Genomic DNA, 19,877 nt, shown 5'->3' with positions numbered 1-19,877 from the left:
ATCGCCCCACGGCAGCGGGGCGTCGCACAGCCTGCTGCGGATGCGGTGATCCGGCCGTGGGTGGTGCGGGTAGCGCCGTGGGCGATGGAGTCACCTGGAACATGTGCAAAACGAGCATAACCATGCTGATCACCCCTACCGCTTGAAATCGCTTCTAATGCCTCGCCCAGAGCGCGATGGCGCCGCCCGCCGAGCCTCCGGTCAGCCCTTCGACGCCCGGTCCGACTCCGCCGCGGTGGCCACGTCGATCGGATAGCTACGCCGGGCGGCGATCATGATCAGGCCGTTGGCCGCCAACGGGACCAGCATGATCAGGAAGGCATTGCGCAGGCCGACACCGCTGGACCGTCCCGCCGAGCCGCCGAGCTCGTCGGCCAGCCAGCCGAAAATGGCCGGGGCGACCGCCTCGGCGGCGAGCCGCAGCACCGTCCGCAGGCTCTCCGCCCGCCCCCACAGCCGACCGGGAACGATGTCCAGCCGGGCCGCGTCCAGGGGAGGGTTCGCCACCGCGAGCGCGCCCGCGCCGAGCGCGATCAACGGGAGCGCCAACGCCACCGACGTGAACCACACTCCGGGTACGAACAGCAGCGCGGCGGCGACGAAACCGACGGCCGGCACGACGATGCGGACGCTGGTGTGTCCGCGGCTCAGCGCCCGGTCGGTGAGCCGGCCGGCGAGCACCGTGCCGGCCAGCGCCACCACCCCGATGACCGGCACGAGGGCGCCCAGCGCCGTCTGCGGGATGCCGAAGTGACGCACGGCGAAGACGACGATGAACGTGCGCATGCCGGCGAAGAAGAAGTAGCCCATCGCCGAGGCCACGATCAGCAGCCGGTTCGTGGGGATCGCGAGCAGGTAGGCGGCCGCGCGGCCCAGCGACCACCCCGCCGGATCAGCGGTCAGCACCCGGTCGCTCGCCGGCGCGACCCCGCGTGCGGCCACCACCGCCTGCGCCCGGCCGGTCGGCTGCTGCTCGGAGTCCGGTCCGGGCTCGAACGCGCCCCAGCCGGCGCCACCCCGGGCGGGCTCGGGCAGCAGCCGCCACAGCGCCACCGACAGGACCGCGCTCGCCGCCGCGAGCAGGAAGAACGCGTACCGCCAGGAGTACGCCGCCGCGATCTCGCCACCGGCCAACAGGCCGGCGCCGGCACCGATGAGCTCGCCGGCGAGGATCCAGCCGAGCACCCCCGCGCGCTCGGCGGGCGGGATGTAGTCGCCGGTCAGCGAGACCACCACGGGGCCGGCCGCGGCCAGGGCGGCGCCGAGCAGCAGCCGGGACAGGAGCAGCCACTCGTAGCTGGGCGCGAGGCCGCCGACGGCCATGGCAGCGGCCCACAGCGCGGTGGTGATCACCAGCAGGCGTACCCGGTTGGTCCGGTCGGCGAGCACGCCCAGCGGCACGGAGGCGATGGCGCCGACCCCCGACGACGCCGTGGCCAGCAGGCCGAGCTGGGCGTGGCTGATGCCGAGATCCGCCTCCAACTGGTTCGCGGCCGCGCCGAGGGTGCCGGTGTCCGCACTGTTCAGCGCGAGCGCCCCGCCCAGCAGCAACACGACCCGGGCCCGGCCGGGCCCGCCGAGCAGCCGGGCCGCCTCCCGCGCGACCACCTGCCCCGGCCCGCCGCGCAGGCGCCTGCCGTGGCTGCCCTCAGCCGGTCTCGCCATGATCGCTCGATCCGCCCCCGCCCGGCACCCGGTCGGTGCCCACTCCGACTCTGGCCGACCAGCGGGCCGTCCGCGCCCGCATCACACGAACCGGCGACACGCCCTGGCGTGCCGCCGGCCGCACGCCTGATCTTCCGGCCCAGCGATGGTGCTGTTCGTCCACGCAGCGCGTGGCGGCTACAGGTCGGCGCAGCCGGTCTCGTCGGGCAGCAGCGGGCGCGGTGCCACCTGCCATACCCGACCGGCACTGCGCCAGCGGGTGTCGGCGCCGGCGGTGGCCGCCTCCCGGCGGACGGTGTCCAGGTCAGCGCCTCGCAGCACCAGGCAGGTGGCGCCGGCCGCCGTGCCGCCCAGGGGTTCGCCGGCCAACGCCGGCAACGGCCAGGGCCGGGCCGGCTCGGCGGGATCGGCGGGCATGGCGACGATCGCCACGGCGGCCGGCTGGTATGGCACCGGCGAGTCGGCGGCATGACCGGCGAGCGCCGCCCGCAGTCGCGCGGCTGCCGGGTTGGTCCGGGGGAGGGTGACGGTGCGCGGCCCGCCGGGCGCGCCGACGACGACCCGGACGACCGGCTCGTCCGGTCCGCCGGCCGCCGCCCGGTCCGACAGCGCGGCCGCGTCACGGAACAACTCGCGTACCTCGTCCGGCGGGATCCGGTCCTCCCGTAGTTGCGGCCAGCCGGCGGAGGGTTGGTCCGGGACGCTGATCAGCCGGCCGTCACCGAACAGCGAGAAGCCAGGGGGTACGGCAGCGGTGCCGCCGGGTGGCAGCATGCCGGGCAGCTCGCTCAGCCGCAGCACCAAGGCCCCGCCACCGGTTGGCGGCTCCGGGTCGGTGCCGCCCCGGCCGGCGCAGCCGGTGCTTGTCGCCGCTGTGGCGAGCAGCGCCGGCACGGCGAGCAGCGCCAGGGCTCTGCCTCGGTGCATGGCGTTCGCCTTCCGGGTCGTGGTGGTGCCGTTCGGACGCCACAACGGCGCCGCCGGTTCCGTGCGGCGTCCGGGCCGGACCGTGGCCCGGTGCGGACGGTGGTCCGGGGACGCCGTGGTCGGCGCCCCCGGACCGGTTCTTCAGGCAGTCGTCCGGACGGTCAGGACCGGGTGAGGGTGTAGTTCCCCGAGCCCGCCTTGTTGATCACGACGACCCCGTACCAGGCGCTGCGGGTGGGGGTGAAGGTGATCGTCTCGGTCGCGCCGGCTCCGCCGCTCGTGGCGGTCGCCACCGCGGTGGACCGCGAGCGGATCCAGGTGCCGGCGTTGGCCGGGTCGCTGTCCAGCACGAACAGCTCCGCGTCCTGGCCGGTGTTGGTGGTCGCCACCGAGATGGTGACCGGCACCCCGGCGGTCAGGTAGGTGTCCCGCACCGTGACCACGTTGTTCGTGCCCATGGTGATCGTGCTGCTGCCGGCGTTCAGGACCACGGCGCCCTGGGCGAGTTCGATCCGGTAGCCACCGCCGCCGGAGTAGTTGACCACTCTCGGGTAGTAGTCACCCAGCGCACGGCGGTTGGAGTCCACCGCGACGAAGTCGACGTTGGTGCCGCCCTGGGCGCTGCCGACCAGGTAGGCGCCCTGCCCCCGGTCGTCCCAGAGCTGCAGGTCGAGATCGCCCGAGTTGGGCTTGAGCGCGACCACCGACCAGTAGGGCGACGAGGTCGAGTAGCCGAAGTTGTGCGGCGGAGTCGGCGTCGGGCGGGTCAGCGGGGCGTAGTTGCCCAGCGGGTCCCGGAACTGGTAGTCGATCGTGTTCTGGTAGACGGACGCGAGGGCGCCGGAGTCGGCCACGTTGAATCCGTCGGCGGCGCGCTGGGCCCAGAAGTCCGCGAAGTTGACGGAGTTGTGTCGCCGGGAGGTGGTCCAGATGTTGAGCGGACCCTCCCCGTGCCGGTCCCAGGTCCCCTCGTTGGCGTAGTCGGTGATGTCGATCAGGGCGCCGGCGATCCGGCCCTCGGTCGTGTCACCCTCGCCCCAGCCGTTGCCCCAGCTCGGGTTCTCCAGGTTCAGCGAGGCGCCGTTCGGCCAGCGGTAGAACGGGTCGTTGTAGACCGTGGCCGGGAACCACTCGGCCCAACCCTCGGTCCAGGCGCAGCCCGCGGAGCTGGCGCCCGTGATGCTGTGCGGGCTGCAGTTGGGCGCGGACGGGAAGCTGTCGTTGTACAGGTCGTCCATCACCGCGTGGCCGATCTCGTGCACGACCGTCACCGGCGCGTTCGGGTCGTCGGCCGCCAGGTGGACCTGGTTGTCGCCGGTGCTGTAGTAGGTGCCGTCGGTCGAGTCCGGGGCCCAGTTGATGACCACCTGCCGGCAGCTCGTGTCGTCCTGGTCCCAGCAGAGGTTGTTCGGCTTCGGGATCCACAGCCAGGCGTCGTTCGCAGCGTCGAACGCGTGCAGGCCGCGCTGCAGCGCGCCGTCGCCGGCGGTGAGCGAGCCGAGGTTCAGCGTGCTGCCGGTGGGCACGTCGTTGGTCGTGCCGGTCTGGAAGGACAGCGGGTTGCCGCCGCGCTGCACCCGCCACAGCGAGTTCGAGCTGATGAAGCGGAGGTAGATGTCCGCGGTGCCGCTGTCCGGCCAGCCCTCGACCTGCGAGTCGAAGCAGATGTTGTAGTTGCCGTTGGCGTCGGTCACGCCGGTGGCGAGCAGCGAGTCGCCGAAGGTGTCGTCGTCCCAGACCTGCACCTGGAAGTTCATCTGGTTGTGCCAGCTGCCGTTCTGGTCCTGGTAGCTCCAGTTCCCGGCGACCCGGGTGTCGCACGCCGCCAGCGGGCTGATCGAGGTCAGGCCCTTGGCCGCGGCCTCCGCCCGCGCCTCGCCGGCCACCCGGTCCACACCGACGCTGCGCGGCTTCTGCCCCGCCAGCCGGGGCGCGCGTGCCGCGGTGGGTACCGGCTTGGTGGCGTTGTCGCCGGCCGGCGTGGCGTGGCCGAGCCGGGACAACCCGGGCTTCTCCCCGATGGTCAGGAAGACGTCGTCCTGACCGGCCTGGACGTCCTTGCCGTGCGGCGCGGTGGCCCGCACCTGGATCTGCACCGGGCCCGCCTTGACCGCGCGGACCACGCCGCTGAACGCGAAGCGGTCACCGGCCCGCAGCGTGCGGGTGGTCCGGGCGACGGAGACCGTTCCGGACCGTTCGGGCAGGACGCTCTTGCGATCCTGGACGCCCAGCTCGGCCGGCGTCTGCACCCACTCCAGCTCGGCGGGAAGGGTCACGCTGATCTCGCTCGGTCCGATCTTGCCCTGGCCGCGCACGGTGACCCGCAGGGTCGCCGTCTCGCCCACGGCGAGGGTGCGGTCCAGCTTGGCCTCGACGCCGAGGCAGCTCAGCGTTTCGTCCTTCAGGCTCTTGCTCGCCGACGGGCGCAGCCCACACGTCTCGCCTTGCGCCAACTGGTAGGCGGGCGTGGCACGGGCCTTCGCGGCGTCGTTCGGGTCCGCGGCGTACGCGGGACCACTGCCGGCCGCGAGTGCCACCATCGCGCCCGACACGATCACGGCGAGCGCCGCTCGTGCGGGCCTGGTGGCCTTCGTGCTCAACATTCGTGTTCCTCTCCCTGATGCCGGGCCGTTGTCCGGCCCTGCGTCGACGGGCCATTGTTTGGCCCCGAGTGAGCATTGATATATCCGTGCCTTTGGGTAAAGCCTTTGACCGGTTGGTGACACGGTGACGGAAGACAATGGACAGAGCTGGCTTACAAACACGACGCATTCGACCGACCGGCGGCCGCGCTCCGTCCGAACGGCTGATTCGGTGGCGCGTACGCCGGACGTCTGGCGTCGTTTGTCATGTCGCGGACAGTGGTGCGCCGACTCATAGCAGGCCGGGCTGACCTCGGCAGCCGCGCGGCCGGCCGTCGCGGTGTCGCTCATCGGACGGCGCCGTTCGCATTGGCTGGAAATGCGTTGTCGCAGTTCGAGGGAGCTGTCGCCGAAAGGACTTCCGAACGGAAAGTCGGGCGTGGCACCCGTCACATTCACGCGGGCTTTCGCCGGGTGCGGGACAGTCGGGCGACGAGCGGCTCCCCGTGCAGAACCAGGCAATTGGGCAGATAGATAAACGTCTAAGCAAATGTGGGCCGTCGGTCAGAGATGGGCGCGCCCGATCGCTGGGCTGACCAGCGAGGTTGGTGCCGGAACCAGTGCCGGCTACCGGGTGGGGGGCGAGCGGGGTGACCGGCGCGAATTCAAGAGAGTGCCTCGCAGTAACTGAGCGAACACACTCAGCTACTTCTCAGGTGGCCCTGTTACCTTCCTCGGCCAACGGCATCCATTATGGACACCGGTGATCTTGTTACGACATAAGGGTTCGGATGTGACCGTTTCACGTCCGGGTCGTGTGTCGTTCGCTGCCTGACGAGGGAGACGTAGTGGTGTTCAAGAAGATGCTGGGCGCGTTCGGGGTGGGCGGACCCAGCGTCGACACGGTTCTGTCCAATCCCAACACCCGCCCTGGACTGACGTTGGGCGGGCAGGTCAACCTCGTCGGCGGCAGCCACGACGTGCAGATCGACCAGATCACCGTCGGGTTGGTCACCCGGGTGGAGATGCAGGGCGCGGGGGAGGAGTACGACGCGTTCGTCGAGTTCCACCGGGTCGGTGTCGCCGGCGGGCTGCTGCTGCGGGAGGGGCAGCACCTGTCGCTGCCGTTCCAGCTGGCGATGCCCTGGGAGACGCCGGTGACCAGCCTGTACGGGCAGCAGCTGCACGGCATGACCATGGGCCTGCGCACCGAGGTGGCCGTCCGCGGCGCGGTGGACAAGGGCGACCTCGACCCGGTGTATGTACACCCGCTGCCGGTCCAGGAGCGCATCCTCGAGGCATTCGGTCGGCTCGGGTTCCAGTTCAAGGGCGCCGACCTGGAACGCGGCCACATCTATGGCCTGCACCAGAGCCTGCCCTTCTACCAGGAGATCGAGTACTTCGCCGGCCCGCAGTACGCGCAGGGTGTCAACGAGGTCGAGCTGACCTTCGTCACCAACGAACACGGCGTCGACGTCGTGCTGGAGTTCGACAAGCGCGGTGGCCTGTTCAGCGGCGGACACGACTCCTACGGCCGCTACCAGGTCGCCCATGCCGACGCCGACCGGGTCGACTGGACCGCCCAGGTGGACACCTGGGTCCGCCAGGCCCTGGGCCAGTACCGCAGCCTGCACGCCGGCCACGGCTACGGTCAGCCCACCCCCGGGTACGGCACGCCCGGCGGCTACCCGCCGCCCCCGCCGCCGCCCGGCTACGGGCAGCCCAGCTACGGCGCGCCCGGCTACGGCCACCCGGGCGGCCACTACAAGGAGGAGTACCACCACGAGCGGCGCGGCTCCGGCATGGGCGGCGTCGCCGCCGGCCTGGCCGGCGGCGCGGCGCTCGGCTTCGCCGGCGGCATGATCGCCGAGGAGGTCTTCGACTCGTTCGGCGACGACGAGGAAGGCGGCGACGAGGGCTGACCCCGGTGGTGCCCCGAACCGGTCGCCGGGTCGGGGCACCCGTCGGCACCGGGGTGGCCCCTTGACTGCCCCGGCGATGATCGAGGCCAGCGACAATCCGTCGGAAGGCAGGCACTCGTGGAAGTCACCGGCATCCTATCCGCGATCATTATCGGCTTGATCATCGGCGCGCTGGGTCGGCTGGTCGTACCCGGCCGGCAGAGCATCCCGATCTGGCTCACGGTGCTCATCGGCGTGGTCGCCGCGGTCCTCGGCACCCTCGTCGCCACGGTGTTCGGCGTGGCGGAAACCCGGGGCATCGACTGGATCGAGTTGGCCCTGCAGGTCGTCTTCGCGGCGATCGGCGTCTCGATCGCGTCCAACGCCTACGGCCGCCGCCGCTGACTCACCCCACCGCCGCCGGCCCGCCATCCCACGGCGGCGGGCGGCCCGCTGCGGTCAGTGGTCGTCCCGTTCGTCAGCGCCGTCCCGGCCACCCGGGCAACCTTTTAGCGCGTCGTTTCGGACCGCCCGCCCATCTGCTCGACCCTGACCAGTTCGACGTCCACGCCCATCGCGGCGAGCTTAGCAACGCCGGCATCGCCCTGCCGCGCGGTCGCGGACGGTCGAGCGCGCCGCCGCATCGTGCAGGCCGGGCGGCTGGTGGGGGAAGGCGAATACCTGGCGGCTGCGGCCCGTCTGCTCGCGCACGTCGAGCACGGTATCCGGTGCGCGGGGCTGCTCGCCGTCCCGGCAAGTGTGGCGGGCGCCGGCAACTGCTGGTCGCGCCCTGCCCGCAAAACGGGTCAGCGGCCGGAGCCTGGCAGGCTCCGGCCGCTGACCGGGGTTCACATCCGGACTACAGTCGCGCGCACTGGTCCGTGGCCGAGCCCTTGATCACGTTCGGCCGGCCGTCGTTCACCGGGGCCGGGGTGTTGCCCGAGCAGCCCAGCGACCCGCTGATGGTGTTCGCGGCGACCACCACCGGCTGGCTGCCGGTGTTGCTGTTGACGGTGGCCGGACCGCTGACCGTGACCGTGTCGATCCGTACCCCACCGGTGCTGCCGGTGATCGACACCGAGCCGCTCACCTTGCCCTTGCTGATGCTCAGCCCGCCGGTCGCGCCGGACACCGTCACCGAGCCGGACACCTTGGCGCCGGAGAGGTCGAACAGCACCGGGCGGGTGGCGTACACCGGCCCGCTGATGGTGCCGCCGGTGACCACCAGCGAGGCGCCCGGGTTGACCGTGACGGAGCCGCCGATGGTGGCGTTTTCCAGGCAGGTCAGGCCGGCGGTGACCACCAGCGCCTTGCTGTACTTGCCGGTGATCGTCGTGGTGCACTGCGGACCGGCCTGCCCGATCGCCGAGCGCGGCTGGGTGTCCGCGGTGACCGGCGAGTTGGCGGCGAAGTAGCTCACCAGCATGGTGAGGTCGTTGTCGCCGGTGGTCGCCGGGCTGGTGCCCTGGCCGAGGGTGGTGAAGTTGTCACCGCCGGAGGCGAGGAACGAGTTCACCGTGACCCGGTACGTGCCCGACGGGTCGAGCGGCGTGCCGTTGAGCTTGATCGAGGTGATCCGCGAGCCCTTGGGCGCCTCCGGGTTGTAGGTGTAGCTGAACCCCTTCGAGACACCCAGCCACAGCACCGGGCGGGACGCGCCGTCCGGCTGCCACTGCTCCTCCAGCACCTGCTTGATCTGGGCGCCGGTGTAGCTCTTGGTGACCACGTCGTTGGCGAACGGCTGGACGGCGAAGGCGTCGGCGTAGGTCACCGTGCCGTCGGTCCGATACAGCAGGTCGGCCCGCAGGCCGCCCGGGTTCATGAACGCGATCTGCGCCCCGCCCCGGCCGGCGTCCTTGGTGCCGGCGAGCTGCACGTCGGCGATGAGGTTGCCCAGCGCCGACTCCTTGCCCCGGTCCTCGTTGCCGTTGGTGTAGGCCCGCTTGACGTCCGCGGTGATCGAACCGAGCTGCTGCTTGCCCAGCTCGGTGGCCTTGGTCTTGGCGGCGGCCACGATGTCGGCCACCGCCGCGTCCTGCGGCGCGCCGACCACGTCGACCAGCTGTGCGGCGGCGTCGGTCACCGAACCCGTGTTCGGGTCGAAGGTGAGCGTCACCTTGCCCAGCCGCTTGCCGTAGTCCTCGGCCTGCACCACCGGGCGCAGCTTGTCCGACCCCGGCACCGGGACCTTGAACGCGTACGGCTGGTGGGTGTGGCCGCTGAAGATCGCGTCGATGGTGGCGTTGACCCGGGTGAACTTGCCGAAGACCGGGTCGTTGGCCAGCGCGTCGGCGGAGTTGATGTTCTCCGTCGCCGCGCCCTCGTGCGCGAGCAGCACCACCACGTCGGCCTCGCCGTTGTCCGGGTTGCCGTCCTTGAGCTGCCCGGCGACCAGGTTGGCCTCCGCGACGGGGTCGCGGAAGGTCAGGCCGGCGATGCCGTCCGGGCTGACCAGCGACGCGGTCTGCTCGGTCACGACGCCGACGAAGCCGACCCGGACCCCACCCACGGTGCTGACCGAGTACGCCGGCAGCGCCCGGGTGTCGCCGCGGTAGACGTTGGCGCCGAGGTACGGGAAATCGGCCCGATCGGACACCCGGCCGGTGAGGTCGGCGATGCCCTTGTCGAACTCGTGGTTACCGACCGCCGAGGCGGCCAGCCCGGCGGCGTTCAGCGCGTCGATCGTCGGGGTGTCCCCGTCGATCGCCGAGATGAACGTGGACGCGCCGATGTTGTCACCCGCGGAGACGAACGCGGTGTTCGGGTTCTGCGCCCGCAGCTGACCCACCAGGCCGGCGAGCTGAGCGGCGCCGCCGACCGGCTGACCACCGACGGTGGCCGGAGACTCCAGCCGGCCGTGGAAGTCGTTGATGCTCAGCAGCTGCAGGTTGACCGGCTTCGCGCTGGTGCTGATGCCCACCACGACCGGGTTGTGGTCGCTGGCCCGGTAGGGGTTCGCCTCGTAGAAGGCGGCCAGCCCGTCGTACTGGAAGGCGAACGACTCGACCGCGTTGATCTGCCACACGTCGACCCCGGTGACCCGCGACGCCAGCGACGGCGAGGCGAGGGCGTGGTCGAGCGAGCCGGACTCGCCACCGAAGACGTAGGTGGCCTTGCCGGTGTCGTTCAGGTCCTTGTACTTGGCCTGGTAGAGGACCTGCATCGGGTCCTCCTGGGTGTAGGCGTTGAAGTCACCCAGCAGCAGCACGTCGTCGCTGCCGCTGTCGGCCTTGACCCGGTCGACGAAGGCGGTCAGCGCCGTGGCCTGCCGGACCCGGTCGCCGTTCCAGCTGCCCTGACCGTCACCGGAGTCGGCGTTGTCGCCGGTCCCGGTGCCGCTCTTGGACTTGAGGTGGTTGACGACCACGGTGAAGGAGATCTTCCCCGCGGTGAACGTCTGCGCGATCGGCTCGCGGGCGTTGAACCACACGCTCTCGTCGTTGACCGAGCGCGACGGGCCCTTCGGCTGGACCTTCGCCGGCTTGAAGATGATCGCCGTGGTGATGAAGTCCTGCTGGGCCGGGGCGGGCAGCTCGGCCGGGCTGCGGACGTAGTCCCAGGTGCCCGCGCCGTCCTTGGCGTTGAGCGCGTTGACCAGGCGCTTCAGCGCCTGCTGTGGGTCGCCTGCGTCGAACCGGACCGAGTTCTCGATCTCCTCGAGCGCCACCACGTCGGCACCCAGGGCGCTGATCGCCGCAACGATCTTCGCCTCCTGCTTGGCCAGCGCGGCCTCGTTCGCCGCGCCACGGGCGTCCCCGCCGAAGTGGACGAAGTAGTTGAGGACATTGAAGCTGGCCACCCGCACGTCCCCGCCGACGTTCGCCGGGCCCGTGGTACGCGGGTTGGTGGCCTTGAAGGTGGTCCGGCCGACCGACGGAGTGTCCGCGCTGACCGGGGTGGTCGGCTGCAGCCGCCACTCGTTGAAGCCGTACGACAGCACCGACGGCCCGAACGCCTCGACCGAGTCGCCGACCCGCAGCGGGTTCTCCTTCGACAGGTACGGCGGCAGCTGCCCGGCGGTGGCCAGGTTGGTGGTCTTGCCGTCGTCGAGCAGGACCCGGCGGAGCTTGTTGTCGGCGATCACCTGCTTGGCGGCGTCCGAGCCCGGGCGGGCGACATCGGTCGCGTTGCGGGCCGGGCGGTCACCGGCGGCGAGCGCGACCTCGCCGTACCGGTTGGTGTTGTACACCTCGGAGACGGTGTACTGGCCGACCGGCGCCACCAGCATCGACTCGACCGACTCGCGGGCGTCGTCGGCCAGCGGCAGGCTGACCGGAACCGGGGCGGGCAGGGTCGCGCCGTGCGCGCAGATCTGCACGTCGCTCTTGGCGGCGATGCTCAGCTGGGTGAAGCCGCTGAACTCGCTCGGGGTGCCGCTGACCCGCACCCGGTCGCCGATCGCGACCGACGGGTGGTTGGCGGTGTTGGTCGTCAGGTAGACGAAGATGCCGTCGGAGGCGGTGCCGGCGGCGACCGCACGGTCTCCGCCGCTGCCGGCGGTCTGGACGTACATGCCGTTGTAGCCACCGGTGCGGTGGTCGGCGGTCACCACGCCCTCGACGGTGACCCGGGTGCCCGCCAGCGGCGTGGCGGTGCCGGTGCCCTGGACCTCCGCGATGGTGCGGTCGACAGTGACGGTGCAGCCGATACCCGGGTCCGGGTCCGGGCCCGGGTCGCCGCTGCCGTTGCGGACGCCGAAGGTGTTCGGCGCCTCGGCGTTCCAGGTTCCGTTGATCTTCTGCAGGGAGTGGCCGACGGGGGTGTTCGTGGTCTCCGCGACCCCGATGTCGGTCCCGGTCATCCCGTTGGCGGGGCCGCCGACCGCGGTGAACGTCCCCTCGTAGGTGAGGAACTCGGTCACCGTGCCGGTGGGGGAGACCAGCGCGACGCCGTCGGGGGAGCCGTTCTGGATGCCGTCGGTCGGGTAGTTGGCGACGACCACACCGGCCGCCGGCACCGGGCCGCTCAGCGTGCGGGTGTTGTACGCCGCACTGTTCGCTCCGTTGTAGAGGACGATCTGCCAGCCGGTCAGGTCGTAGCCGGCCGGCGCCTCGATCTCGATGGCCTCGCCGGTGTCGGTACCGACGTTGTCGTAGTGGATTTCGCTGATGAAGGGGGTCGCCGCTTCGGCGGCGAGGACTGGAGCGCTGCTGGTCAGGGCCAGCGCACCGCTGGTGACGACTACGCCGAGCACACTGAGTGATCTGCGTTGGCTACGGAGCTTCAAAGCTGGGGCCTTCGATAGGGGGATGGACTGGTGCAACCTAACGGCAATCGGTGTCCGCGCAGGAGCCACCAGATGTACGGAGCAGGTTAGCCTGTCGGCCGGAATGCTACGAAGATCGGACAAGAGTGTGCTAAGCGCCAAAGCGGGCACTCCGGGCGCCCGGGCTGAGCCGCTATCCGGGTACGGACCTGCGCGGGGCAGCCGCAACCGCCGGCGGCATTAACCTGCTGGGGTCCCGTCGTCCGTCCCACCGGAGGCCACCGTGACCGTGCCGACCCGCCCGCCCGGCTCGTTCGGCGGCCTGCAGTTGATCTCCGAGGAGGCTGTTGCGGAGACCTCGGTCCGGGTCGCGGTGGACGCCCTGGAGGCCGCGCTTCGCGCGGGGCTCGATCCGGAACGGGAGACACCCCGCTCGCGAGTGGCCACGCAGTCCGGCGAGCTGCTGGTCATGCCCGCCACGCGGGGGGAGTACACCGGCTGCAAGCTGCTCACCAGCACCCCGGACAACGCTCGCCGGGGCCTGCCGCTGATCCAGGGCGCGTTCGTCCTCTTCGAGGGCCCGGGACAGCGGCCGGCGGCCCTCATCGACGGCACCGCGCTGACGAACCTGCGTACCCCCGCGGTGTCCGCGCTCGCGGTGCGGCACCTGCTGCCCGGGGCGCCTGGGGATCCGCTGCGGCTGACGGTCTTCGGCACCGGTCCCCAGGCACGTGCCCACGTCGAAGCGATGCTCGCGTTGTACGAGATCAGCGAGGTCGCGATCGTGGGCAGGGACGGCCCGCGGCGCGAACGGCTCGCGGCGCGGTGGGACTGCAGGGAGGTTCCGGTGCGGGCGTTCGATCCCGGCTCGTGCGCTGAGGCGGTGACGGGGGCGGACGTCATCTGCTGCTGTACCAGTGCGGCGACGCCGCTTTTCGACGGCGCGCTGGTCAAGGGCGACGCCGTCGTCGTCGCGATCGGCTCGCACTCGCCGCACCGCCGGGAGGTGGACGACACGCTCGTCGCCCGCTCGCGGGTCGTCGTCGAGTCGCTCGCCAGCACCCGGCTCGAGGCGGGTGACATCGTCATGCCGCTCTCCGCCGGCGTGGTCCGGGCGGAGGACCTGTATCCGCTACGCGACGTGGTGACCGGCCGTGCGCGGTTGCCCGTCGGCGGGCCGCGGCTGTTCAAGGGGACCGGCATGCCGTGGCAGGACCTCGTCGTCGCCGTCGAGATCTACCGCACCCACCTCGCCGGGCGATCCCCGATGCGGCCCGCCGACCCGACCGCCGGCGTGGCGTAAGCGGATCGCCCGTCCGGACCAGGCGGGATCGCCGGGCCCTGGTGATCCCGCCTGGTTCACGAGTTGGCCGCTGACCGCCTCCTAGGCCGGGACGACGGCGAGCCGGGGGCCGGCGGGCCGCGGGGTGCCGGCGAGGCTCAGCAGGGTCTGCCCGGTGGCGTCGTCCACCACGGCGACCCGCACCGCGTCCGGCTCCGGGTCGGCCAGTGGCACGGCGAACACCGCGGTCACCGGACGCCCCTGGTAGAGCGCGGCGTGCCCGACGAAGCGCCAGTCGCCGTCGTCCCAGTGCTCCCGGACGTCGGAGCGGAGCAGCGGCGCTACCCGCCGGTAGGATTCGCTGAGCTGGAGCTGCTGCACGGTGGCGAGTAGCGGTACGCCGGAGCCGCCCCGCAGCGGGTGGGTGACCTGGGCGCGCAGCCGGCGCAGCGGCAGCAGCCAGGCCGCGTCCAGCTCCGGCGAGAGCGCCACCACCGCCGCGAGTTCGGCGAGCAGCACGGCGGCGCCGGCCAGCGGCCGGGCGGCGAGCGCCGTCCACCAGCCGCCGGCGGCCAGCCCGGCGAGGGCGCCCGCCGCCACCAGGAGGCCGGCCCGGGCCAGGCTGCGGCCGGAGACGGGGGTCGATTGCGCGCTCAGGCAGCCGCAGGAGGAGGTCGGCGCCACGCGACGGGCGTAGGTCAGGTAGGCGAGGAAGCCGACGGCCAGTCCGGTCGCGGCGATCGCTTCCAGCCGCAGCGCGGGTGGCAGTAGGAGCAGCGCGCCGAGGGTCAGTTCGATGCCGCCCAGCACCCGGTACGCGGGCAGCGCCCGGCGTTGCCCGATCAGGCGGACGAGCGCCGACCGGTTGGCGATCGCGGCGGCGTGCCGGCTGAACAGCTTGACGCGCGCGGACCAGATCAGCACCGCACCGATGACCAGCGGTTGCAGCGCCGCGAGCACTTCGATCATGGGTTCCTCCATCGGGTTGTCCGGCGTGCGGTGCCCGGGCGGTGCGCGGCGGCGCACCGCCCGGGGTTTGCCGGTCAGGCGGCGGCGTAGACGGTGGCGACAGAGATCTCGTTGGTGTCCGGATGCCAGGCGCCGAGCACCTGGACGTGCCGGCCGACCCGCAGCAGGGACATGTCGCTGATCGCCGGGGTGCCGTTGTAGACCGCGGCGGAGCGACCCGGCACCACGTGCGCCACGATCCGTTGTCCCTTGTGGTCGAGGTGCAGCATGTTGCGACCGACCGACGCGATGTGTGCGTGCAGGTTGACGATGTTGACCCAGACGGAGTCCGCGGCGAGGGTGCCGTCGGGCAGGCGCAGGCCGCGGGCGTAGAGCCCGTCGCCGACGGCCACCTGGTCGAACGTGGTCGGGTGCAGTTTCCAGATGCTCGTGCCGTCGGTGATCCGGATCGAGTGCAGGACGGTGTCCGAGCCGGTGACCAGCAGCATGCTGCCGGAGATCTTGCTGATCCGGCCCTCCGCGAAGTTCGGATCCGGAGCGCCGGGTTCGACGGTCACGGCCTCGGCGGCGAAGGCCGCCTCGGGGGCGAGTGAGCCGAGGCCGGTGGCGCCGACCAGGCCGCCGAGCGCGGCGGTGGCGAGCAGTCGGCGGCGGTCCATGGTCTGCTTCATCGTGCTGCCCTCCCCTTCAGACCGTGTCGACCGAGCAGGGCCGCAGCCCGGTGGAGAGACTGGCGATCGCGCTGTACGCCGCGGGCGTCAGGTCGATGATCCGGTTGGTGCCGCAGGACGCGCCGCAGCAGCTGCGCTCGCCACACCACAGGTCGGTCTGCGGACCGCAGTCGGCGATCGTGGTGCCGACCCGCTTACCGCTGCACGGGTTGGTGGTGTAGTGCCGGAAGCCGCAGGTGCGGCGGGACATGCTGACGCCGCAGGTGTCCGGGCGGGTGATGGAGAAGCACGCGTCCGAGGCGTTGGGCCAGGCGTGCTGGTAGTTGCCGGATTTGCAGGTGCCGCAGGCGCCACCGCCCGCGGTGCCGCAGGGACCCCAGGCGCTGCCGCAGCAGAACCACGACATCTCACCTACCAGAGCTGCCATGGAACCTCCTTCCCAAGTGGCCGATCGACAGCGATAGCTATCGATATTGATGGCGATTGTTGTGTTGAAAACCACCGAAGTCAACGGCCTAGGGGAAGATTTCCTACAGGCGCGGCAACGTCCTACCGCGGCTCCGGCTGGGGAAGCTGCTCGTGCTCGCTGCCGTCGCGCTGGCGAGGCGGTTGCTCAGCACGCTGCCGAGGACGGGGCGGCTGGCTCAGCACCGCGAGCCGCTCCGGGCTGCCCGCCCGGACCGACTGCTCGGACGCCGCCAGCGCGGTCAGGCGCCGGCCGAGAACAGGCGCGCCGAGCAGGTCCACGAGGCTGCGTACCGCCTGCCGCCGCGAGGGCATGAACCAGAGAAAGAACCCGGCCCGCATCAACCAGCCGAGCCGGCCGGTGACCTGCACCCCGTACAGTTCGACCGCGCCCTTGCCGACGCCCAGGCTCGCCGCCTGCCCGAGCCCGCGGTAGGTGAACCGGCGCGGTGTCCGGCCGCGCAGCGTCGCCGCGATGTTTCCGCCGATCCATCCGCCGTGCTTGATCGCCCACAATGCGTTGGCCGGGCAGGGCTCCCCCTTGACCGGATGCACCACGTGGGCATGGTCGCCACCGGACCAGACCCGCTCGCCGTCGCCGCGTACCCGCAGGTATTCGTCGGTGACCAGGCGGCCGTCGCGCGACTCCAGCGACTCCGTGCCCGGCACCGGGGCCACCGCCTGGCCCAACGTGGACACCACCAGGCGGCTGGCGAGCACCGACCCGTCATCGAGGTACGCGCCGTCCTCGTCGACCCGCGCCACGCGGGTGCCCAGGTGCACCCGCACGCCCGCCCGCACGAGCTGGCGGTGCGCGTAGCCGGCCAGCCGGCCGAACCGGGGACGCAGCTGCGGCAGCAGATCGGGGCCGCCGTGCACGAGGTGCACCTGCGGCTCGACCTCGCGCAGCACCCGGTAGCGAGGGCGCAGACTGCGGAAGATCTCGGCGACCGTGGCCGACATCTCCACGCCGGTGAAGCCGCCCCCGACCACGACCACGCTGAGCAGGCCCCGCCGGGTCTGCTCGTCCGGGCTCGCGTCGGCCAGCTCCACCTGCGTCAGCAAGCGCTCCCGCACGGCAGCGGATCCGCCCGGGTTCTTCAGCGACCAGCCGTGCTCGGCGAGCCCCGCCACCCGAGCCAGGTCGTCGTGGCTGCCACAGCCGACGACCAGGTGGTCGTAGCGCAGGGTCAGCGTCTCTCCCGCGGTGCCGGTCAGCGCCACGGCGACCTCGCGGCGGGCCAGGTCGACGTGCTGCGCGGTGCCCCGGACCAGCCGCGCCCGCGGGCAGGTCGTCCGCAGCGGGCTCCGTTCGTGCCCCTCGGCGATGATGCCGCCGAGCACCTCGGCGGTGAAACCGTGGTACGAGTGGTAGCCGAGCGGGTCCACGAAGACGATCTCCACCGCGCCCCGGCGCAACTGCCGGCCCAGCCGCCGGCGCAGCGACTTGTACGCCCATACCGACGTGTAACCGGCGCCAAGCAGGACAATCCGGGTCGGATCAGCCGGCTACGGTGCGGCGCCCGGCGCGGGTCGGCCGGAGCGGACGGGTGCCGCCCGGTGCCGCCCCGGCTGCCGGCGGCGCTGGACGTTGTCCAGGTACCAGCGGGCGTAGGCGGTGACCTCGTCGTCGGGGAACGGCATATTCCCCGCGTCGGGCCGGCCCAGCGCCCGGTCGCTGTTGACCCGGTCGAAGAGCTTCTCGCCGACCAGGTACGAGCGGTAGAACTCGATGCCCGTGGCGAACGCCCGGTCCGTGTCGTCGAGCTCGGACGGGTCGGTGACGTACTCCGGCTCGGGCAGCCCAGCCAGCCCGAAGATCCGCCGCAGCACGTCGCCGGCGCCCGGCGGGGTCGAGTTGGTGAGGTGGAAGATCCGTTCCGGGCTGCCCGAGGCGGCGATGCCGATCATCTGCTCGACCAACGCGTCGACGGGAATGAAGTTCAGCGGCGTGCCCGGGTCCACCAGCATCCGCACGGGCCGGCGCAGGCGCTGCGGCGCGCGCGCCGACAGACTCTGCGCGAACACGGCGAGCCGGCGCTGGAAGCCGTACATCCCGGTGTAGCTGCCGACGACCGCTCGCGTGCCGCGGTGGCCGACCACGATGCTGGGCCGCAGGATGCGGGTCGCGGTGCCGGCGTGGCCGTGGACCAGCGCCTCGGCGGTGGCCTTGCTGCGCTCGTACGCGTTGTTGCTGCTGTCGGGCGCGATGAGGCGCTCGGTGATCACCCCGTCGCGGGTGCCCGCGACGTAGGCCGTGCTGACGTAGTTGAACGAGGCGGCGCCGAGCCGGTCGGCGAGGGCGAGCGCATGCCGGGTGCCGTCGACGTTGGTGGCGAAGATCTCCGCCGCGGCGGACTCCTCGTAGCGCAGCGAGGCGGCACTGTGCCAGAAGTCCGCGATCGGGCCGCGGACCGGCTCGACCAGGCCACAGTCCGGCCGGGTGATGTCGCCGGCGGCGGTACGCACCCGCCCGTCGAGGTCGACGCGCTGGCCGTAGGCGTGCGCCGCCGCGGTCAACAGGCTGCGCAGCCGCACGTCCGGGTCCTGTGCACCGGGCCGCACCAGGCACAGCACGTCGTCGTCGGTACGCCGCAGCAACTCCAGGACGAGCGCCAGCCCGACGAACCCGGTGGCGCCGGTGACGATGTGTGTTCGGTTCAAGATGAATCCCCCCACCCGCCGCAACAGTCTGTGATTACCGGCGAAGCTAGGTGCGGCTGCGGGGCGAGTCGCGCTCTTGTCGGACAGCTGCCAGTCGTCCTGGCCGAACGGCTCGCCCGCGGTCTCCCCGAACGGGCTCGGCGGCTCGACCGAGCCGGGGCCGATGTCGTCCCCAACGGGTGAGCCGACCACCCGGGCGGGCCGGAGCCGAGTTGACCACAGGCGTAGACATATATCGATAGAATGGCTAGCCTCCCTCCCACCCCTTGGTGAAGGAGGACCCATGCCCCATCTCCGGATCGCGCTCGGTGTCGCCGCCGCGTCACTGCTCGGCGCGAGCTTGCTCACCGCCAGTCCCACCGCCGCCCAGGCGGCCCCGTCGACCGACGTGACCACCGCCGTCACCGCGAAGCTGCTCCGGCAGGCGAGCCTGAAGGCGGAGCCGGCGCTGGGTGCCGCCGACGCGTCCGACACCCGGGTGAACATCACCCGGCGAGCCGGCCAGCACTGGGCCTTCGGCACCGCCGTCGTCGTCGCGCCGCAGCAGGAGGACGCCTACCCGGCCGGCTGGCTGTTCGTGGCCCGGGCGCAGGACCGTGGCTGGCAGATCGCGTTCGACGGCGAACCGGCCTTCGCCGAACTGGCCGCAGCGGCACCCGCGGCGGTGGTCTCCGACCGCGAGAAGCAGGTGTTCACCGCGGTGACGCCGATGTACGCCGGTGGCGACTACCGCACCGGCATGCGACTGCCGTACGGAATCGGCCAGTCCTGGTATCTGACCGGCGGACCCCACGGCTGGGGCGGCAGCGAGAGCCCGTGGAGCGCGATCGACCTGGCCGGCGGCGACCAGCGGGTGCTGGCGGCCCGCGGCGGCACCGCGTACACCATGTGCCGGGGCTGGATCCGGGTGATCCACGACCGCGGCTACGCCACCGACTACTACCACCTGTGGAACAGCATCAACGTCAACGGCGCGGGAGTCGGCGAGGGAGCCTACCTCGGGGACACCGGCACGGACGTGACCTGCGGCGGCGCCGCGAGCGGCCGGCACGTGCACTTCGCGCTGCGGCAGAACAACGCCTACGTGCCGATGCACGGCCACAACCTCGGCAAGTGGGTGATCATCCCGGGCGGCGGCACCTACCAGGGGTACGCGCTGCACGGCTCGGCCCAGGTGAACGTCGGCGGGGCGCTCTACAACTACGGTGCGCTCGGCTTCACCCAGGGTGTGGTGGACGCCAACGGAGGTGGCTCGGTCAACAAGCGCACCGGACCCGGCACCGGCTACGCGATCGCCGGATCGGTCGCCGACGGTGCGACGGTGAGCATCGCCTGCTCGGCGAACGGCACCACACACAGCGGCCGATGGGGCACCACGGCATTGTGGAACAGGCTCACCGACGGCACCTGGGTGTCCGACGCCTACCTCTGGACCGGCAGCAGCGGCGCCGTCAACGGATACTGCTGACCGTCGCTCCGCAGCCGCAGCCGCGGCCGTCGCCCGGGCGACCGTGCCGGCTCCGCGAGAGGCCGGACCGGCGCAGG

Annotated in this window: 13 protein-coding genes; 4 read left to right on the top strand and 9 right to left on the bottom strand. The window is 72.0% G+C overall.

Going from position 1 to position 19,877, the window contains the following annotated elements; genetic code table 11:
• Positions 1–201 precede the first annotated feature (201 nt).
• The 3 genes from ACFYML_RS04305 to ACFYML_RS04295 all read right to left on the bottom strand — a co-directional run bounded on the left by ACFYML_RS04305 (position 202) and on the right by ACFYML_RS04295 (position 5,195).
• Positions 202–1,665 (bottom strand): MFS transporter, encoded by a 1,464-nt coding sequence (locus tag ACFYML_RS04305; RefSeq protein ID WP_387419234.1) that lies wholly within the window; start codon positions 1,663–1,665, stop codon positions 202–204.
• Positions 1,666–1,842: 177 nt separating this feature from the next.
• Positions 1,843–2,592, bottom strand: a complete 750-nt coding sequence (locus ACFYML_RS04300) for a hypothetical protein (protein WP_387419233.1) — start codon at positions 2,590–2,592, stop codon at positions 1,843–1,845.
• Positions 2,593–2,753: 161 nt separating this feature from the next.
• The gene (locus ACFYML_RS04295; RefSeq protein ID WP_387419232.1) at positions 2,754–5,195 is read right to left on the bottom strand and encodes a hypothetical protein; all 2,442 of its coding nucleotides are present in this window, start codon (positions 5,193–5,195) and stop codon (positions 2,754–2,756) included.
• An 827-nt stretch (positions 5,196–6,022) separates the two neighbouring features.
• On the opposite strand from ACFYML_RS04295, the gene ACFYML_RS04290 reads away from it, so the two are divergent.
• Positions 6,023–7,096, top strand: coding sequence for a sporulation protein (locus ACFYML_RS04290; RefSeq protein WP_387419231.1), 1,074 nt, complete (start codon positions 6,023–6,025; stop codon positions 7,094–7,096).
• A 117-nt stretch (positions 7,097–7,213) separates the two neighbouring features.
• Positions 7,214–7,480 carry a GlsB/YeaQ/YmgE family stress response membrane protein gene (locus tag ACFYML_RS04285; RefSeq protein WP_387419230.1) on the top strand — a complete coding sequence of 89 codons (267 nt, stop codon included), beginning with the start codon at positions 7,214–7,216 and terminating at the stop codon, positions 7,478–7,480.
• 454 nt (positions 7,481–7,934) lie between these two features.
• On the opposite strand, the gene ACFYML_RS04280 is transcribed toward ACFYML_RS04285, so the two are convergent.
• Positions 7,935–12,269: an ExeM/NucH family extracellular endonuclease gene (locus tag ACFYML_RS04280; RefSeq protein WP_387419229.1), complete on the bottom strand. Its 4,335-nt coding sequence runs from the start codon at positions 12,267–12,269 to the stop codon at positions 7,935–7,937.
• A gap of 295 nt (positions 12,270–12,564) precedes the next feature.
• On the opposite strand from ACFYML_RS04280, the gene ACFYML_RS04275 reads away from it, so the two are divergent.
• Complete coding sequence (locus ACFYML_RS04275; RefSeq protein ID WP_387419228.1) at positions 12,565–13,584, top strand: ornithine cyclodeaminase family protein; 1,020 nt, start codon at positions 12,565–12,567, stop codon at positions 13,582–13,584.
• Between the two features lie 81 nt (positions 13,585–13,665).
• Here ACFYML_RS04275 and ACFYML_RS04270 read toward each other — a convergent pair whose 3' ends face one another.
• The 5 genes from ACFYML_RS04270 to ACFYML_RS04250 all read right to left on the bottom strand — a co-directional run bounded on the left by ACFYML_RS04270 (position 13,666) and on the right by ACFYML_RS04250 (position 18,332).
• Complete coding sequence (locus ACFYML_RS04270; protein WP_387419227.1) at positions 13,666–14,532, bottom strand: MauE/DoxX family redox-associated membrane protein; 867 nt, start codon at positions 14,530–14,532, stop codon at positions 13,666–13,668.
• A gap of 74 nt (positions 14,533–14,606) precedes the next feature.
• The gene (locus tag ACFYML_RS04265; RefSeq protein ID WP_387419226.1) at positions 14,607–15,203 is read right to left on the bottom strand and encodes a cell wall protein; all 597 of its coding nucleotides are present in this window, start codon (positions 15,201–15,203) and stop codon (positions 14,607–14,609) included.
• Positions 15,204–15,219: 16 nt separating this feature from the next.
• Positions 15,220–15,630 (bottom strand): hypothetical protein, encoded by a 411-nt coding sequence (locus tag ACFYML_RS04260; RefSeq protein WP_387419225.1) that lies wholly within the window; start codon positions 15,628–15,630, stop codon positions 15,220–15,222.
• 122 nt (positions 15,631–15,752) lie between these two features.
• A complete protein-coding gene (locus ACFYML_RS04255; protein WP_387419403.1) occupies positions 15,753–17,153 on the bottom strand; it encodes an NAD(P)/FAD-dependent oxidoreductase in 1,401 nt (466 codons plus the stop codon).
• Positions 17,154–17,177: 24 nt separating this feature from the next.
• Positions 17,178–18,332 carry an SDR family oxidoreductase gene (locus tag ACFYML_RS04250; protein WP_387419224.1) on the bottom strand — a complete coding sequence of 385 codons (1,155 nt, stop codon included), beginning with the start codon at positions 18,330–18,332 and terminating at the stop codon, positions 17,178–17,180.
• A gap of 283 nt (positions 18,333–18,615) precedes the next feature.
• On the opposite strand from ACFYML_RS04250, the gene ACFYML_RS04245 reads away from it, so the two are divergent.
• Positions 18,616–19,800 carry a peptidase M23 gene (locus tag ACFYML_RS04245; RefSeq protein ID WP_387419223.1) on the top strand — a complete coding sequence of 395 codons (1,185 nt, stop codon included), beginning with the start codon at positions 18,616–18,618 and terminating at the stop codon, positions 19,798–19,800.
• The last annotated feature ends 77 nt before the right edge of the window (positions 19,801–19,877 follow it).

Origin of the sequence: Micromonospora sp. NPDC007230, from assembly GCF_042869115.1 — a bacterium.
Taxonomy (GTDB): Bacteria; Actinomycetota; Actinomycetes; order Mycobacteriales; family Micromonosporaceae; genus Micromonospora.
This window is presented reverse-complemented; position numbering and strand designations above follow the sequence as displayed.

Coding starts and splice junctions, on each gene's coding strand:
- ACFYML_RS04305 (WP_387419234.1), bottom strand. CDS start 1,665: ATGGCGAGACCGGCTGAGGGCAGCCACGGCAGGCGCCTGCGCGGCGGG.
- ACFYML_RS04260 (WP_387419225.1), bottom strand. CDS start 15,630: ATGGCAGCTCTGGTAGGTGAGATGTCGTGGTTCTGCTGCGGCAGCGCC.
- ACFYML_RS04295 (WP_387419232.1), bottom strand. CDS start 5,195: ATGTTGAGCACGAAGGCCACCAGGCCCGCACGAGCGGCGCTCGCCGTG.
- ACFYML_RS04265 (WP_387419226.1), bottom strand. CDS start 15,203: ATGAAGCAGACCATGGACCGCCGCCGACTGCTCGCCACCGCCGCGCTC.
- ACFYML_RS04270 (WP_387419227.1), bottom strand. CDS start 14,532: ATGATCGAAGTGCTCGCGGCGCTGCAACCGCTGGTCATCGGTGCGGTG.
- ACFYML_RS04300 (WP_387419233.1), bottom strand. CDS start 2,592: ATGCACCGAGGCAGAGCCCTGGCGCTGCTCGCCGTGCCGGCGCTGCTC.
- ACFYML_RS04245 (WP_387419223.1), top strand. CDS start 18,616: ATGCCCCATCTCCGGATCGCGCTCGGTGTCGCCGCCGCGTCACTGCTC.